This window comes from Streptomyces violens, from assembly GCF_000717745.1.
In the GTDB taxonomy this organism is placed as follows: domain Bacteria; phylum Actinomycetota; class Actinomycetes; order Streptomycetales; family Streptomycetaceae; genus Streptomyces; species Streptomyces violens.
Window position 1 is genome coordinate 57,980 of record NZ_JOBH01000008.1, and the last position, 14,961, is coordinate 72,940.

The window sequence follows — 14,961 nt, forward strand, 5'->3', positions numbered from 1 at the left end:
CCGTGTTCGAGCCTCGGTGTTCGAGCCTCGGTGTCCGGGGCGAGTGTCCCGTAGGCGAGGGTGAAGCCGGGCGCGAACCGGTGCCGGCCCCTACTGGGCGACGTAACCGCCGTCGACGGGGAGGGCCACGCCGATGACGAAGCTCGCACCGGGGCTGCACAGCCACAGCACAGCCTGGGCGATTTCCTCGGCGGTACCGAGACGGTTGATGGGCTGATTGGCCTCGGCCTCGGCACGGTCGAGCTCCCCCTTGGTGATCATGTCGCTGACCATGGGGGTGTCAATGGTGCCGGGGCAGACCGCGTTGATACGGATGCCACGCGGGGCGTATTCAAGGGCGGCGCTGCCGGTCAGGCCGATCACGCCGTGCTTGGAGGCGTGGTAGGAAGCGCGGCCTGGGATGCCGACCAGGCCGCCGAGGGACGAGCAGTTGACGATGGCGCCGCTCCCCTGGGCCCGCATGTGGCGCAGCTCGTGCTTCATGCTGGCCCAAATACCCCGCAGGTTAACGGCGTTGACCTTGTCGAAAACAGACGCCTCCTCGTCGGCGGCATCGGCCGGCGGGATCTGGATGCCGGCATTGTTGTAGGCCATGTCCAGGCGGCCGAAGGTTTCCACCGTACGGTCGACTGCCGCGGCGACCTGCTCCTCATCGGTGACATCACAGACGAGGGCGAGGGCCTGGTGGCCTTCGTCGGTGAGCTGCTTCACGGCCGCGTTCAGGGCGTCCTCGTTGATGTCGGTGAGGGCCACGGCGGCGCCCGCTTCGGCGAAGGCACGGGCGGTGGCCAGGCCCATACCGGAGCTGGCTCCGGTGACGAAGGCGACCTGGCCGGTGAAGTCGTACGTGGGGTTCATCCGGTCTTCTCCCAACAAGAGCGGTGCGAGCGGTACGGGATTCAGTGCCGCGACGGTGCCGATACGGCTTCGTCGTCCCGCGCACGGGCAGCCGTGGTGCGCCGGATGACAACCCGTGCGGTGTGGGACGTGCCGAGTACGGCGAGGGCAACGAGCGGCAGCAAGGTGAGGGCGGCGGAGACGGCGCCGACCAGCGCGGGCCCGGTCAGGCCGAGGGACGTACCCATGGCCGCGCCGGCGATGGCGGAGCCGGCGGCGATGCCGGTGTTGTACGCGGAGGTCGTCAGCGCCGAGGTGAGGGTGGGGGCGTCGCCGGCGAAGCGTACGGCGAGGGAGGTGACGACCGGGTTGACGGTGAAGCCGGCCAGGGACATCAGAAAGACCAGGGCGATGGCCGCCACCGGGCTGGTCGACAGCGGGATCAGCAGGAACAGCATCACGGCGGTGGCCGCGGCGGCGGTGATGGTCGTGGCCATCGGGCGGCGGTCGCCCAGTCGGCCACCGATCGCGGTGCCGCCGAGCGCGCCGACGCCGAAGGCGATCAGGACCAGCGGTACGGCAGCGGCCGGGATGCCGGCCCGGTCGGTCAGCAGCGGGGTGATGTACGTGTACGTCGCCAGGACCCCGCCCATGATCAGTACCGCGGCGGTCAGCGCCAGCCACAGCCGGCCCTGCCGCAGCGCATGGACCTCGGCCCGAACCGACACCCGGACACGCTGCTCCGTCGTGGGGATGAAACGGCCGACGAATGCGGCGGCGAGGGTGGAGAGCACGGCCAGCGCCCAGAACGGGCCACGCCAGCCGACGAACTGACCGGCGAAGGAGCCGATCGGCACGCCGACGACGTTGGCCAGGGTCAAGCCGCCCATCATCACACCGACGGCTCGCGTCGAGTTGCCGGGCCCCGCGGCCGCGGTGACGATCACGAATCCAACGGCCCAGAACGCTCCGGTGGCCAGCGCGGTCACCACACGGGCGAGGAGAACGACCGTGAAGGAGTCGCTGAGGGCAGCGACGACATGGCCAAGGGCGAAGACGGCCAGGGCCCAGACCAGGGTCTGGCGCTGGGGCATGCGCAGAGTGGCCATGGCCATGACCGGCCCGCCGACGATCATCCCGACGGCGAAGGCGGTGATCAGCAGACCGGCGTGCGAGACGCTGACGCCGAGGTCACCGGCCATTTCCGGCAGCAGCCCTGCGATGACGAACTCGGTGGTACCCATCAGGAACGTGCCGGCGGCGAGCACCCAGACGACGAAGGGCAACTTGCCGGGTGCGGGAGTGCTTCCGGATACGGAAGACATGCGTGCGGTTACTCCTTGAACAGAGTGCGAGGTGACAGGATGCGAAAAGGGGGATGAGTTCAGGGCTTGAGCAGCGCCTTGATCGCGCGGCGCTCGTCCATCGCCTTGTAGCCCTCGGCGACCTGTTCCAGCGGCAGGGTGAGGTCGAAGACCTTGCCCGGGTCGATCCGGCCGGACAGCACCCGGTCGATCAGGTCGGGCAGGTAGCGGCGTACGGGAGCGGGGCCGCCACGCAGCCCGACGTGGGAGAAGAACAGCTCCTGACCGTCGACGGCCACCTCGTGGGGCACGCCGACGAAGCCGACGTTGCCACCGGGACGCGCCGACTGCAGAGCCTGCTGCATGGCCTCAGCGGTCCCGACGCACTCCAGCACCGCGTCGGCACCGATACCACCAGTGAGGTCCTTGACGCGCTCCACACCGTCCTCGCCACGCTCGGTGACGATGTCGGTGGCGCCGAACTCCAGGGCGAGCTTCTGCCGAGACTCGTGGCGGCTCATAGCAATGATTCGCTCCGCGCCCAGTTCCTTGGCCGCGATCACACCGCACAGGCCCACCGCGCCGTCACCGACGACCACGGCGGTGGAGCCGGGCTTGACCTCGGCGGACAGCGCGGCGTACCAGCCAGTACCCATCACATCGGACACGGCGAGCAGGCCGGGCAGGAACTCATCGGCCGGGTGCCCGTCGGTGGCGACCAGGGTGCCGTGGGCGTTGGGAATGCGCACGTAGTCGGCCTGGCAGGTGCTCATGAACTCGCGGTGCAGGCAGCTGGACTGCCAGCCGTTGCGGCAGTTCGCGCAGGTGTTGTCCGAGGTGGCGAAGGAGCCGACGACGAACTGGCCGGGCTTGACGTGGGTGACCTCGCTGCCGACCTCCTCCACGACGCCGACGTACTCGTGGCCCATCGGGTGCGGGTCACCGATCGGCTCCAGGCCCCGGTAGGGCCACAGGTCAGAGCCGCACACGCAGGTGACGGCCGTGCGGATGATCGCGTCGGTCGGCTTGAGGATCTTCGGGTCGTCGAGGGTCTCGAAACGCACATCGCCGGGGGCGTGGATCACTGCTCCGCGCATGAGGGGTTCCTTACGTGCTGAGGCGTCCGGTACACGGCGGTACCGACAGGCGCCGAGTTCTGGTGCGTGTGTCCCCGGGGCGGGGCCATGCTGCTGGCCTCGTGCCCAGGGCCGGGCCTCCCTTTCCCGTACGTCGTCGCTGCGGGGCCGGGAAGTGCCACGCCAACCAGGGAACCGCCCTTTCGCGTGCGCAGCGAGTCACCATCGAAGGGTGTACCAGCAGTACACCCCTACGGCGGCGTGCTCGTCGTACCGTCGAGGTGTGGACAACCGCGAAGAAGTCCGCGAGTTTCTGACCTCGCGGCGAGCAAAGATCACCCCCGGGCAGGCCGGCCTGCCCGCCGGGCCCCGACGCCGCGTCCCAGGGCTGCGCCGGAGCGAGGTCGCCGCGCTGGCCGACGTCAGTGTCGAGTACTACGCCAAACTCGAACGCGGCAACCTCGCCGGCGTCTCCCCCGCCGTCCTCGAGGCCGTCGCCCGAGCCCTCCACCTCGACGACGCCGAACGCGCCCACCTCCTCCATCTGGCCCAAGCCGCCGACGGCTCCGACGCCCTCACCAGGCCCCGGCGCCGCCGCACCAAGGGACAGTGGACACCGCACCCCAGCCTGCAGTGGACCCTGGACGCGATCACCGAAGCACCGGCCTTCGTCCGCAACGGCCGCATGGACCTGCTCGCCACCAATCGGCTCGCCCGCGCCTTTCACAGCGACCTCTACAACAGCAGCTGCCAACCGCCGAACTTCGCCCGCTTCAACTTCCTCGACCCGGTCTCCCGGCGCTTCTACCCCGACTGGGACTCCGCCGCCGACATCGCCGTCGCCATCCTGCGCACCGAAGCCGGCCGCAACCCGCACGACAAGGACCTGCACGACCTCATCGGCGAGCTGTGCACTCGCAGTGAGGAATTCCGTACCCGCTGGGGTGCCCACAATGTCCGCCTGCACGGCACCGGAATCAAGCGTTTCCACCACTCGGCCGTGGGCGAACTCACCGTCGCCTACGAGGGCCTGGAGATGGCCGCCGAACCCGGCCTCACCCTCACCATCTACACCGCCGAACCCGGCTCCCCCTCCGAAGAAGGCTTGCGCCTCCTCGCCTCCTGGGCCGCCACGCAGGAATCGGAACCGTCACCGTCGCCGTCGACGGATTCCGTGTCGAGCAACTGACACTCGCGTATTCGGTCGGGTACTTGGCAGGCGAAGTTGTCCGGCCTGTACTGCGGCGCCGGCTCGGGCGGCCAGGGAGTTCCCGGCGAGAGGTGTACTGACAGGGCATCCCACGGCGTCGACCGTGGCCATACGATCGCGGCGTGGACGTTCAGAAGGAAGTCCGCGAGCCCTTGGTCTCGCGGCGAACCGATCTCACCGAGTCAGAACACTCCCCTCCCACCGAGCCGTCCTCGGCGCCGACCCGGCGTACGTTCGTTGCCACCACCGCCGCCGTCGGTGGTGCCGTGATCGCGGGCGGTGTCACCGCCGGGTCGGCCCTCGGCGATGCGCAGGCAGCCGCCGAGCCCGCGCCCACAAGCCGCGTCGCCCTGACGGTCAACGGCACCCGGCGCACCGTCACGGTCGACAACCGCACCTCGCTCCTCGACCTGCTGCGCGAGCACTTCGGCCTCACCGGCTCCAAGAAGGGCTGCAACGCCGGCGCCTGTGGTGCGTGCACCGTGTTGGTCGACGGCCAACGGGTCAACTCCTGCCTGACACTCACCGTCCGGCTGGAGGGCGCCGAGGTCACCACCATCGAGGGACTGGCCGACGGCGACGAACTGCACCCGCTGCAGCAGGCGTTCATCGAGCAGGACGCCTTCCAGTGCGGCTACTGCACCCCCGGCCAGATCATGTCCGGCGTCGGGTGCATCAAGGAGGGCCACACCGGCTCGCCGGAGGAGATCCGGGAGTCGATGAGCGGCAACATCTGCCGCTGCGGCTGCTACGTCAAGATCGTGCGCGCGGTCGAACAGACCGCGGGCCGGAAGTGAGGGTCAGCAGCTGTGCATCCCTTTGACTACACCCGCGTCTCCGACACCCGTGAAGCCCTCAACGCGGGCCGCCGCGGAGGCCGTTACATTGCCGGGGGCACCACTCTCGTCGATCTGATGCGCGAAACCGTGGAACGCCCGGGCGCGCTGGTCGACATCAGCGATCTGCCGCTGCGCGAGGTCACGGTGACCGAGCGCGGGGGCCTGCACATCGGTGCGCTGGTGCGGATGGCCGAGGCGGCCGCCCATCCCAAGGTACGCACCCTGTACCCGGTCATCTCCGAGGCGCTGGAGCTGAGCGCGTCGGCTCAGCTGCGGAACATGGCGACGATCGGCGGCAACATCATGCAGCGCACCCGCTGCACGTACTTCCGCGATGTGACCGCCGACTGCAACAAGCGTGAGCCCGGGGCGGGTTGCGCGGCCCTGCACGGCTACAACCGGACCCACGCGATCCTCGGCACGTCCGACCACTGCGTGGCCACCCACCCCTCCGACGTCGCCGTGGCCTTCGCGGCACTGGAGGCGACGGTGCACGTGCTCGGCCCGGACGGGGAACGGACCGTCCCCTTCGCGGACTTCCTGCTCCTGCCGGGACACACGCCGCACCGTGAACACGCCCTAAGAAACGGCGAGTTGATTACCGCTGTCGAGATCCCCGCTCTCCCCCGCCCGTTGCGGTCCGGATACCTGAAGGTGCGCGACCGTCAGTCGTACGAGTTCGCCCTCACCTCGGCGGCCGTCGCGCTGCACGTACGCGGCGGGGTGATCCGCGAGGCGAAGGTCGCCGTCGGTGGGGTGGGGACCGTGCCGTGGAAGCTGCCCGCCGTCGAGCGGCACCTCGTCGGCGAGCGTCCGTCCGATGCCCTGTGGGAAGCGGCAGCCTCACGGGCGGCGGACGGAGCCCGTCCCCTGGCCCACAACCGGTTCAAGCTCGAACTGCTGCAGCGAACCGTCGAACGCCAGCTGCGCATCGTAGGAGGTACCAAGTGAGCCCGCAGCCGCAGGCCGCCGTCGGAGCGCCGCTGTCCCGGGTGGACGGGCGGCTGAAGGTCACGGGCAAGGCGAAGTACGCCGCCGAGCACAACGTCGATGGTGCCGTGCACGCCGTCATCGTCGACGCCACCATCGGCCGCGGCCGCATCACGTCGATCGACACACGTGCCGCGCTCGCACAGCCGGGCGTGCTGCGAGTGATCAGCCACCGCAACGCACCGAAACTGCCGTACCGCGACAACGCGATGTCGAACAAGTCCAACAACCCGCCCGGCCGGCGGCTCCGCGTCTTCCAGGACGACCGGGTCCTCTTCCACGGCCAGCCGGTCGCCGTCGTCATCGCCACCACCCTGGAGGCCGCCCAGCACGGCGCCAGCCTGGTCAAGGTCCACTACGACGCCGCACCGCCCTCGACCGAGCTGACCAAGGCCAAGGCGGACAAGCCGACGAAGTACGCGCGCGGTGACGCCGAGGCGGGCCTGCGGAACGCGGCCGTGCGGATGGACCTGACGTACAGCATGGCCCGCAACCACCACAACGCGATGGAGCCGCACGCCACCATCGCCCGCTGGACCGGCGACAAGCTCACCGTGTGGGACAAAACCCAGTGGGTCCTCGGTACGCAGACCGAAATCGCGGCCGCGTTCGGCCTCCCGCAGGACGATGTACGGGTCATCTCGCCGTTCGTCGGTGGCGGCTTCGGCAGCGGACTGCGCGGCTGGCCGCATGTCATCATCGCGGCGCTCGCCGCCCGGGTGACCAAGCGCCCGGTCAAGCTCGTCCTCAGCCGCAAGCAGCAGTACTTCGGGACGGGCTTCCGGCCCGCGTACGAGTACCGGCTGCGCGTGGGCAGCGACCGGCACGGGCGCCTGGCCGCCATGGCCCACGAGCTGGACGCCGAGACCTCCTCGTACGAAACGTTCACCGAAGGCGTCCTGCCGCCGGGCCAGATGCTCTACAGCACGCCCAACGTCCAGCAGACGTACCGCACGGTGCCACTGGATGTGAACACCCCGATCTGGATGCGCGGCCCGGGTTTCGCGACGGCGTCCTTTGTCATCGAGTCGGCCATGGACGAACTGGCGCACAAGCTCGACCTCGACCCGATCGAGCTGCGCCGGCGCAATGAACCGGACGAGGACCAGTCCAGCGGCAGGCCGTTCTCCACGCGGCGCCTGCGCGAGTGTTACTCCGTCGGCGCCCGCGAGTTCGGCTGGCACCGCCGAAATGCCAAGCCGCGAAGCCGACGCGAGGGTGACTGGCTGATCGGCATGGGCATGGCCGCCGGCGTCTACGACACCGCGCGGATGCCCGCCCAGGCCCGGGTCCGCCTGGACGCCGACGGCACCGCGGTGGTCGAGACCGCGTCCAGCGACATGGGCCCTGGCACCTACACCTCGCAGACCCAAGTCGCCGCAGACGCTCTGGGCCTGACGATGCGTACGGTCGACTTCCGCCTCGGCGACTCCCTCTTCCCACCGACCCCGCCGCACGGCGGCTCGATGACCATGGCCAGCGTCGGCTCCGCCGTCCTCGACGGCTGCAACCAGGTACGCCGCCAGGCAATCAAGCTCGCCGTCGAGGACAAGGAATCACCGCTGTACGGAGTGGACGCCAACGACATCGTCGTCCGCGGCGGCCGACTGCACCTGAAGAACAACCCGACCCGCGGCGAGAAGTACCAACAACTCCTGTCCCGCAACAACCGCACCCACCTCGAAGCCCAGGGCTCCTTCGCCCCGCCCTCGGGCACCCAGCGGTACTCGTTCTACGCCTACAACGCCACCTTCGCCGAGGTCGCCGTCGACGCAACGCTCGGCCTCGTACGCGTACGGCGCATGCTCGGCGTGTACGACGCGGGCCGCATCATCAGCCCCACGCTGGCCGACAGCCAGGCCATCGGCGCCATGGTCGGCGGCATCGGCACGGCCCTGCTGGAACACACCGTCACCGACCACCGCGACGGACGCATCGTCAACGCCAACCTCGCCGACTACCTCGTCCCCGTCAACGCCGACGTCCCCGATCTCAAGGCGATCTACCTGGACGGCGAGGACCGCGAGGCCGACCCCCTCGGCGTCAAGGGCCTCGGCGAGGTCGTGATGATCGGCGTGGCTCCCGCGATCGCCAACGCGGTCTTCAACGCCACCGGCCGCCGCATCCGCCAACTGCCCATCACGGCCGAGGCGTTGCTCTAACACCTCGGCGTGAGGCCCGAGATCACTGTGCAGCCCCAGGCTGCACAGTAAAGGGTGTCCGTCAGGCGGCCTGAACAAGTTCGGCGCGGCCGAAGAGGATTGCGTAGCCGGAGGGGAGTTGGGCGAGGATGCGGTCGAGCAGGCTGGGGCCGGCCAGGTGGGCTACGACGCCGAGGACGGAGCCGGCGTCCCAGCGCGTGGTGGCCAGGGTGCCGCCTGTGCGGGCCGCGAGGTCCTTGATGAAGAACCAGCCGGTCAGGGAGTCGGTTTCGGGTATCTGCGCGGTGAAGATCTGCGCGGCCTGGCGGGGCAGGCGGGCGGCGAGTTCGACGCGTTCCTCGCCGGTGAGCCGCCGGCCGAGGGCGGCCAGTACGGCGCGGGTGACTTCTTCGGCGCGTTCACGGGTGGGGTAGGCGCCGTCGTAGCGGACGCGCTCCAGCATCTGCGCGTAGGACAGGGCCGGCGTGCTCGCGGTCTGCTGCGAGGGGGGCTGCATCGGTGGATAGGTGCCTTTCTCTGTAAGGGGGGTTTGCTGGTGAGGTCGGCCGGTGACGGACAGGTCGCTCAACGGTTTATTGGGCTGTGTTCGGCGGCGGTGGTGTCCTGCGGACGGCCGAAGAGCAGGTCGTAGCCCGGGGGAAGCTGGAACAGTATGCGGCGGGTGAGCTCCTCGCCGGCCGCATCCGCGGCGACGCTGAGTACGGCGCCGACGTCCCAGGCGGCGGTCCGCTCGGTGGCCCCCTCGATCCACGCCGCGGTGGCGCGCACGAACCGCTCCGGGGAGAGGGGTTCGGCGGCCTGCAGCGGGTTCAGCAGGATCAGGGCGAAGGTCTCCGGGAGCCGGGCAGCCAGCTCGGCCCGCACCTCGCCCACCAAGTGCGCGCCCAGCAGCGCCAGGACGATGCGCGCCGCCCGCTCGGCTTCCGTATGGGTCGAGTACTCGCCGCGTTCTTGAACCTGGTCCAGGAACGCTTCCTGCTGCATGACCACCGCGATCCCCTCTTCCGTTCATCGGTCCGCACGTCGTACGTACGCCGTGCGTGTGCCGGTACGTGTGTCAGTACGTGTGTCAGTACGTGTGTCAGTACGTGTGTCATGGGCGGCGGAGGGTCGGGGGTCGAGGGGGAGATCAATCCGCCCTCCGCCGCCGCGAGGGTGAGTGTCAGAGGGAGGGGCCCACTCTCCGCTGCGAGAAGGGTCCATCCTCCGATCCGGGGGCCCCACCTTCTCCTCCGGCGTCGAGGATCGGCCTCAGCCGCGGATCTCCTTGCGTCCCGAACCTGCGCCGATGGAGATCTTGCGCGGCTTGGCGCGCTCGGCGATCGGGATGCGTACGGTGAGGACGCCTGCGTCGTAGTCGGCGTTGATGTGCTCGGTGTCCAGCGAGTCGGCCAGCATGACCTGGCGGGAGAAGACGCCCAGAGGCCGCTCGGAGAGTTCCACCTGGACCTTGTCGCTCTTGGTGACGGGCCGGCGCTCGGCCTTGATCGTGAGCATGTTCCGCTCGACGTCGATGTCGATCGCCTCGGGGTCGACGCCGGGCAGGTCGAGGGCGATCACGTACTCCTCGCCTTCGCGGTAGGCATCCATCGGCATCGCCGAGGGCCGCGACCAAGTACCGGACGGGTTGGTGCCGAGGAGCTGCTGGGTGAGCCGGTCCAGCTCACGGAAGGGATCGGTGCGCATCAGCATCGGGAAAACACCTCCGTTTTCGCTCGGGCTGTTCATGCCCATGCGCTGCTACCTGCTTCCGGTTGTAGCATGTCATCCAAACGATGACAAGTGAGCACGTCGCCGGAAGGGCGACGCCCTTGAGCGGAGGTGACTCATGCCCGCAGACGACCAGAAACCGGTGTCGCCACCCGCCTCCTTCCCCGCCGCCGAAGCAGCGCTGGAGGCCATCGAGGAGGCCGTACGTACCGCCCAGATACCGCAGCCTGGCCGGCAGCCCGAGCCCGGAGCCAGCGCGGAGCAGGCGCTGGCCGCGCTGTTGCTGCTGCGTCGGCTGCGGGACCAGCTGGCCGGCTGGGAGACGGGGCTGATCGAAATCGCCCGCGAGGCCGGCGCCAGCTGGGCCGACCTCGCCCACCCCCTCGGCGTCGCGAATCGGCAGTCCGCCGAACGCCGCTACCTGCGCCTGCGCCCCGGAGCGCCGGGCACCACCGGCGAAGAACGCATCCAGGCCACCCGCGATCGGCGCGCCGCCGACCGCACCGTCACCACCTGGGCCCGCAGCAACGCCGCCGACCTGCGCCGGCTCGCTGGAGAGATCACCGCGGTGACCGACCTGCCCGCTGAAGCCCGTACGCCTCTCCTTCAGGCGCTGGGCCGCCATGACGTCGCCGCGCTCCTCGGTCCGCTGACCGGCGCCCGCGAACACCTCACTGCCGACCACCCCGATCTTGCGGCTCGCGTGGATGCCCTCACCCGCCACACCGACGACCTGCGCCAGGCCAGCAGCGAGCAGCGTCGGCCCGGCCCCTGAGGAGCCGGCCCGGGCGCCGGCAATGCCGCTCACCCTGATGGGTGAGCATGGGCCGGGCGCGAGCGGACAGACGCCACGGATGAACATGATCGGACGATTCGAGCGAGCTATGGATCGCTGGACGAGTGCCGTATGGGCCTCGGTGCGCAAGCCAGGAAAGAAGCCGATGGACGTGGTGGCCCGGCTGCGCCGGGAGTGCGACGACAATGCCCTGATCATGGGGCACGGGCGCACCGTGGTACCCAACTGTTTCTCGATCGAGCTGCCCGCGGACAGTCACCGACGGCTGGCCGGCCACCGGGAGCGGCTCGGCCCCGAGCTGGCCGCCGAGATCCGTCGGTACGCGGCCGAGCGGTCCTACAGCTTCGCCGGCCCGGTGACGGTGGGTGTGGCGACGCATCCGGACGGTGGGCGCGCCCGCTACCGGGTGCGCAGCCGCCTGGTCCCCTGCCACCCGCCGACGCATACCGACGCCCCGACCATGGCCCTGCCCCAGGTGACTGTGCCGAACGCCGGCACCTGAACCGCACATCGGGCTCAGCGCCTGAAAGAAGTTGCTCAGGTACCGCGGCAGGCTGCGGTTGCTCAGTCCCGGGGCAGGTTGCGGTTGCTCAGTCCCGCGCCAGGCTGCTGCCGAAAGGTGCGGAGTCAGCCACCGGTCCGGCAGTCGGACCGTGGAGCGGCGTTGCGCAGTTCCTCGTTGATCCGCTGGGCCTCTTCAAGCTGGTCTTCGAGGATGACGATGCGGCAGGCCGCCTCGACGGGGGTGCCCTGGTCGACCAGTTCGCGGGCGCGGGCAGCGATACGCAGCTGGTAACGGGAGTAGCGGCGGTGACCGCCCTCGGAGCGGAGCGGGGTGATCAGGCGCGCCTTCCCTATCGCCCGCAGGAAAGCCGGGGTGGTGCCGATGAGTTCGGCGGCGCGGCCCATGGCGTAGGCGGGGTAGTCGTCGTCATCGAGACGGTCGAGCGGGGTCTCTGCTGTCATCTGCTCCTCGTTGGGGTCATGCGTCGAGGGGCCCTGGTGCTGTACGCACCAGGGCCCCGAGGGATTTCAACACCATCTGCCGGCTTACAGCTGCGCCGGCCTTCTCATTCCGCGTCTCCACCTGGGAGGCCGGAGGCGCGGGGATCGCGAATGCGTGACCGGGGACCACCTTCCAATCCGGGGCCTTGCGGTACCCGGGCGGCGTTACGTCCTCACCCGGGCGATCCTGATGGCGTCTGCCTCCTTCTTTCCGGACTTCTGCTTCGTACTGCTGGAACGTGCGGTACTGCTTCGCGGCCCCTACTGGGCCGCCGACCCGGCAGCCAGTGACGGAACCCTTCTTGCCTTTCGGCTCCCTCACTCCGCTGCCGTGCCGTTGTTCCTCTGACCTGCATGCGCGGCAGTTCGTCCGCTGCCGCGCCTCACTGGATCTCGTGGCTACAGACAAAACAGTAACCCCGCGCCCCGCCCATGTCTACCCTCGCCACGACAGATTTCCTGCAATGGAGTGACGGCCATTTCTGCCAGCGGTCGGCGCCGGAAATCTGTACTAGTAGAGAAGAGATGCGCAGCGGTGCGCAGAGGTTCCTGGTGCCCGGTGGAGCGAGCAGACGGCCCGCGCTCCTGGCGGGCATCGTCGCCGGAACACACCGGGCAGCCCTGCGCGAACTCCAACGCCGCATCATGTCCGGCGAATCCCCCGCACGCGCGCGCAACGCGGTCGCCCCGGCCGCACTCCGGTCATTCAACCTGCTGTGCCGCGGGCTGCACGCAGACACCGGCGAACAGATGCCGCAGTAGCAACAGTTCCCTCAGCAGCCCGCCGTCGGCGACACCACGCGCGATCAGCAGACGAGGCCGCCTTCAGCCGACAACCGCGACGCCGTCCACCCAGGACAACCTGCCCAGTCTTCACACTTTCGCTGCGGATCGTTGAGGCGGAACTATGTGGCTGTCGGCGCCGTGTGCCACGCTGAAGCGGTGAGTGCAGCGGCCCGCAGCATGCGACTAATGACCATGAATGTGTTGGCACCGCAGTACGCCGACGGCTCGAGTCGGCGGACGGTCCTGGCACAGGAGCTGCAGAGTCTGAGCCCAGATGTGCTCGCACTCCAAGAAGTGACTCGCAGGGACGTGGAAGCCCTCTCCGAAGAGGGCTGGCATGTTGTTCCGCATCCTCGATGGTCTGCCGACGGCGTGGGAGCCGTACTGGCTGCGCGCCGCCCTTTCGGGCGCACCGTGACGGACACGCTCGAGGTGACCGAGCGGACTGCGCATACCGACTGGTGCGGAGTCGTTGCCGCCGAGCTTCCCCTCCCCGAACCCCTCGGCACGATTCTCGTGCTCCATCACAAGCCGAGTTGGCCCTATGACTACGAGCACGAACGGGAACTGCAGGCCCTCGTCACCGCCCGCCTCGCCGACAGGTTCGCCGCCGAACGCCCCGTGCGCCACACCGTCCTGCTCGGAGACTTCGACGCCTCACCTCAGGCCGCCAGCCTGCGATTCCTGCAGGGCCTGCAATCAGTGGATGGCCTGAGTACCTGCTTTCAAGACGCCTGGTCGACCGTGCATCCCTACGAACCAGGTCCCACTTTCAGCCCCGACAATCCGCTCGTACGGCAAGGTGACATGCCCGAGGCATCGGATCGCCGCATCGACTACATCATGCTCCGCTGCGGCCCGTACGGCCCCACCCTGCGTATCTCCTCCTGCCAACGGGTCCTGGTACAACCAGCGAACGGCGTGCAGGCGAGTGACCACTACGGCCTGGTTGCCGACCTGACGCTTCCGGACCACCTCCCAGGCCACTGGAAAGAAGAGAGCTGAACGCCCCAGGTTGCCGAGCAGATGAGCGCGGGCGGCGTTGCCATGGGCACCGGCCCTTCGACGCCGGTGCCCATGATCAGGACTGCACCGGCCGTGGAGGGGAGCTCGTCGCGGACGGTGCGTCCTAGCTTCACTTTCCTCTGCCCGCAGGGCCCACAACCGATCCGCACGGCGCATTTCCCCTACGCCATAAAGAGATTGGCGGCCCGGCCTCATTCCGTCACTGCGCTGTCGCTGGGCTGTCGCGCCCAGCTCACGAAAAGGGAACTCGGGGCCCGTCTGCGCTTGGGAACCGGACAGGACCATCCGATTGGCGTAGAGAGAAAACGATGCTCCGGGTGAACGGCTCGGCATTCGAGCCGCCGTGCGGTGCGGCACGGCGATCCTTGAGGCGGGCATCCAACCGGATCGGCAGACAAGTTCTTCCAAGCCCGCTCCTCCACGCACCAAGGAGTTCCCCTTGCGTATTCGTCGTATGGTGACCAGCGCCCTCAGTTCCGCCGCTCTTGTGCTCACTTCTCTGGGCGCGGTGACCGCCGCCGCGAGCCCCGCGGCCGCCAACCCGTGTGGCTTCTACGAGACCGGCTCCGACGCCATGTACAACCACTGCACCTCCGACGGTTCGCAGATCGTCATCAAGGTTGAGGTCGCCTGGGCGGCCGACTACGAGCGGTGTGTCGGCCCCGGCAACACCTGGTTGGGCTCTGCCAGCAAGATCCAGGGCGCGCATTACGTCGGGCGTACCTGCTGAGGCGAGCCGGCATTCGACCTCTGGCGATGCTCCGCGACCGCGACCAGGCCGCCGAGAAGGACTGACCACCGATCGTGTGGACGCTGCCCGACGGCTATCAATGCAGCGGTGCGCCCGGATAAGCCGGCAAGTACGAGGTCGGGCAGCTCCGCGAACACCTCGCCGAGGTCCGCCGCTTGGTCACCGGTACCTGTACGGCCTGGACGCCGACGCCGTCACCGCCGGCCTCAATATCTGGGCGCACACCATCATATTCTGCGGCCAGTTCCCCGACGGCGTCCAGCCCTTCACCGAGGAACAGCTCGACGACGAATCCCAAACCCCGGTGCTGTGAGGCGGTGGTGCGGGCGGGCGCTGTTCCGGCGGCGAAGGAGGGCGGGAGAGTACAATGGCCATAGAGGGCATCCCGAAAGTCGGCGCCCGTGCCGGCCTCGTTCTCGAAGAACCACAACACCGGGCGCATGCACACTGCGCCTGGGACAGGGTCCAC

Annotated in this window: 17 protein-coding genes; 9 read left to right on the top strand and 8 right to left on the bottom strand. The window is 69.1% G+C overall.

The window, feature by feature from the left end; translation table 11 throughout:
* Window positions 1–90: 90 nt before the first annotated feature.
* From IF04_RS0116440 to IF04_RS0116450, 3 genes are read right to left on the bottom strand one after another with little or no spacing between them, the layout of a single operon-like run.
* Window positions 91–858 (bottom strand): glucose 1-dehydrogenase, encoded by a 768-nt coding sequence (locus IF04_RS0116440; protein WP_030257203.1) that lies wholly within the window; start codon window positions 856–858, stop codon window positions 91–93.
* A 41-nt stretch (window positions 859–899) separates the two neighbouring features.
* Window positions 900–2,162, bottom strand: coding sequence for an MFS transporter (locus IF04_RS0116445; protein ID WP_030257205.1), 1,263 nt, complete (start codon window positions 2,160–2,162; stop codon window positions 900–902).
* A gap of 59 nt (window positions 2,163–2,221) precedes the next feature.
* Window positions 2,222–3,238 (bottom strand): zinc-dependent alcohol dehydrogenase family protein, encoded by a 1,017-nt coding sequence (locus tag IF04_RS0116450; RefSeq protein ID WP_030257206.1) that lies wholly within the window; start codon window positions 3,236–3,238, stop codon window positions 2,222–2,224.
* Between the two features lie 262 nt (window positions 3,239–3,500).
* Here IF04_RS0116450 and IF04_RS0116455 point away from each other — a divergent pair, with 262 nt between their 5' ends.
* The 4 genes from IF04_RS0116455 (at window position 3,501) to IF04_RS0116470 (ending at window position 8,418) form a co-directional block, all read left to right on the top strand.
* Window positions 3,501–4,406: a helix-turn-helix transcriptional regulator gene (locus IF04_RS0116455; protein ID WP_030257208.1), complete on the top strand. Its 906-nt coding sequence runs from the start codon at window positions 3,501–3,503 to the stop codon at window positions 4,404–4,406.
* Window positions 4,407–4,579: 173 nt separating this feature from the next.
* Window positions 4,580–5,224: a (2Fe-2S)-binding protein gene (locus IF04_RS0116460; protein ID WP_030257211.1), complete on the top strand. Its 645-nt coding sequence runs from the start codon at window positions 4,580–4,582 to the stop codon at window positions 5,222–5,224.
* 12 nt (window positions 5,225–5,236) lie between these two features.
* Window positions 5,237–6,217, top strand: coding sequence for an FAD binding domain-containing protein (locus IF04_RS0116465; RefSeq protein WP_030257214.1), 981 nt, complete (start codon window positions 5,237–5,239; stop codon window positions 6,215–6,217).
* Window positions 6,214–8,418: a xanthine dehydrogenase family protein molybdopterin-binding subunit gene (locus IF04_RS0116470; protein ID WP_030257216.1), complete on the top strand. Its 2,205-nt coding sequence runs from the start codon at window positions 6,214–6,216 to the stop codon at window positions 8,416–8,418. The genes IF04_RS0116465 and IF04_RS0116470 overlap by 4 nt, the downstream gene beginning before the upstream one ends.
* A 61-nt stretch (window positions 8,419–8,479) precedes the next feature.
* Here the strand turns inward: IF04_RS0116470 and IF04_RS0116475 are convergent, their stop codons facing one another.
* The 3 genes from IF04_RS0116475 to IF04_RS0116485 form a co-directional block, all read right to left on the bottom strand.
* A complete protein-coding gene (locus IF04_RS0116475) occupies window positions 8,480–8,914 on the bottom strand; it encodes a DUF2267 domain-containing protein (RefSeq protein ID WP_030257219.1) in 435 nt (144 codons plus the stop codon).
* A 68-nt stretch (window positions 8,915–8,982) separates the two neighbouring features.
* Window positions 8,983–9,402 (bottom strand): DUF2267 domain-containing protein, encoded by a 420-nt coding sequence (locus IF04_RS0116480; protein ID WP_106975626.1) that lies wholly within the window; start codon window positions 9,400–9,402, stop codon window positions 8,983–8,985.
* Window positions 9,403–9,669: 267 nt separating this feature from the next.
* Window positions 9,670–10,110, bottom strand: coding sequence for an Hsp20/alpha crystallin family protein (locus tag IF04_RS0116485; protein ID WP_030257225.1), 441 nt, complete (start codon window positions 10,108–10,110; stop codon window positions 9,670–9,672).
* A gap of 136 nt (window positions 10,111–10,246) precedes the next feature.
* On the opposite strand from IF04_RS0116485, the gene IF04_RS0116490 reads away from it, so the two are divergent.
* Both IF04_RS0116490 and IF04_RS37485 read left to right on the top strand, forming a co-directional pair.
* A complete protein-coding gene (locus tag IF04_RS0116490; RefSeq protein WP_030257229.1) occupies window positions 10,247–10,903 on the top strand; it encodes a hypothetical protein in 657 nt (218 codons plus the stop codon).
* An 85-nt stretch (window positions 10,904–10,988) separates the two neighbouring features.
* Window positions 10,989–11,426, top strand: coding sequence for a DUF3662 domain-containing protein (locus IF04_RS37485; protein ID WP_157847661.1), 438 nt, complete (start codon window positions 10,989–10,991; stop codon window positions 11,424–11,426).
* Window positions 11,427–11,551: 125 nt separating this feature from the next.
* Here the strand turns inward: IF04_RS37485 and IF04_RS0116500 are convergent, their stop codons facing one another.
* Window positions 11,552–11,890, bottom strand: coding sequence for a MerR family transcriptional regulator (locus IF04_RS0116500; RefSeq protein WP_030257236.1), 339 nt, complete (start codon window positions 11,888–11,890; stop codon window positions 11,552–11,554).
* A 471-nt stretch (window positions 11,891–12,361) separates the two neighbouring features.
* Between IF04_RS0116500 and IF04_RS0116505 the strand changes: the two genes are divergently transcribed.
* The 3 genes from IF04_RS0116505 (at window position 12,362) to IF04_RS0116515 (ending at window position 14,471) form a co-directional block, all read left to right on the top strand.
* Window positions 12,362–12,691 (top strand): hypothetical protein, encoded by a 330-nt coding sequence (locus IF04_RS0116505; protein ID WP_157847662.1) that lies wholly within the window; start codon window positions 12,362–12,364, stop codon window positions 12,689–12,691.
* 210 nt (window positions 12,692–12,901) lie between these two features.
* Complete coding sequence (locus IF04_RS0116510) at window positions 12,902–13,720, top strand: endonuclease/exonuclease/phosphatase family protein (RefSeq protein WP_030257244.1); 819 nt, start codon at window positions 12,902–12,904, stop codon at window positions 13,718–13,720.
* A 478-nt stretch (window positions 13,721–14,198) separates the two neighbouring features.
* A complete protein-coding gene (locus tag IF04_RS0116515) occupies window positions 14,199–14,471 on the top strand; it encodes a DUF6355 family natural product biosynthesis protein (RefSeq protein WP_030257247.1) in 273 nt (90 codons plus the stop codon).
* 97 nt (window positions 14,472–14,568) lie between these two features.
* Here the strand turns inward: IF04_RS0116515 and IF04_RS38745 are convergent, their stop codons facing one another.
* Complete coding sequence (locus IF04_RS38745; RefSeq protein ID WP_157847663.1) at window positions 14,569–14,934, bottom strand: hypothetical protein; 366 nt, start codon at window positions 14,932–14,934, stop codon at window positions 14,569–14,571.
* Between the last annotated feature and the right edge of the window lie 27 nt (window positions 14,935–14,961).

Coding starts and splice junctions, on each gene's coding strand:
- IF04_RS0116440 (WP_030257203.1), bottom strand. CDS start 858: ATGAACCCCACGTACGACTTCACCGGCCAGGTCGCCTTCGTCACCGGA.
- IF04_RS0116445 (WP_030257205.1), bottom strand. CDS start 2,162: ATGTCTTCCGTATCCGGAAGCACTCCCGCACCCGGCAAGTTGCCCTTC.
- IF04_RS0116450 (WP_030257206.1), bottom strand. CDS start 3,238: ATGCGCGGAGCAGTGATCCACGCCCCCGGCGATGTGCGTTTCGAGACC.
- IF04_RS0116475 (WP_030257219.1), bottom strand. CDS start 8,914: ATGCAGCCCCCCTCGCAGCAGACCGCGAGCACGCCGGCCCTGTCCTAC.
- IF04_RS0116480 (WP_106975626.1), bottom strand. CDS start 9,402: ATGCAGCAGGAAGCGTTCCTGGACCAGGTTCAAGAACGCGGCGAGTAC.
- IF04_RS0116485 (WP_030257225.1), bottom strand. CDS start 10,110: ATGCTGATGCGCACCGATCCCTTCCGTGAGCTGGACCGGCTCACCCAG.
- IF04_RS0116490 (WP_030257229.1), top strand. CDS start 10,247: ATGCCCGCAGACGACCAGAAACCGGTGTCGCCACCCGCCTCCTTCCCC.
- IF04_RS37485 (WP_157847661.1), top strand. CDS start 10,989: ATGATCGGACGATTCGAGCGAGCTATGGATCGCTGGACGAGTGCCGTA.
- IF04_RS0116500 (WP_030257236.1), bottom strand. CDS start 11,890: ATGACAGCAGAGACCCCGCTCGACCGTCTCGATGACGACGACTACCCC.
- IF04_RS0116505 (WP_157847662.1), top strand. CDS start 12,362: ATGTCTACCCTCGCCACGACAGATTTCCTGCAATGGAGTGACGGCCAT.
- IF04_RS0116510 (WP_030257244.1), top strand. CDS start 12,902: ATGACCATGAATGTGTTGGCACCGCAGTACGCCGACGGCTCGAGTCGG.
- IF04_RS38745 (WP_157847663.1), bottom strand. CDS start 14,934: ATGCGCCCGGTGTTGTGGTTCTTCGAGAACGAGGCCGGCACGGGCGCC.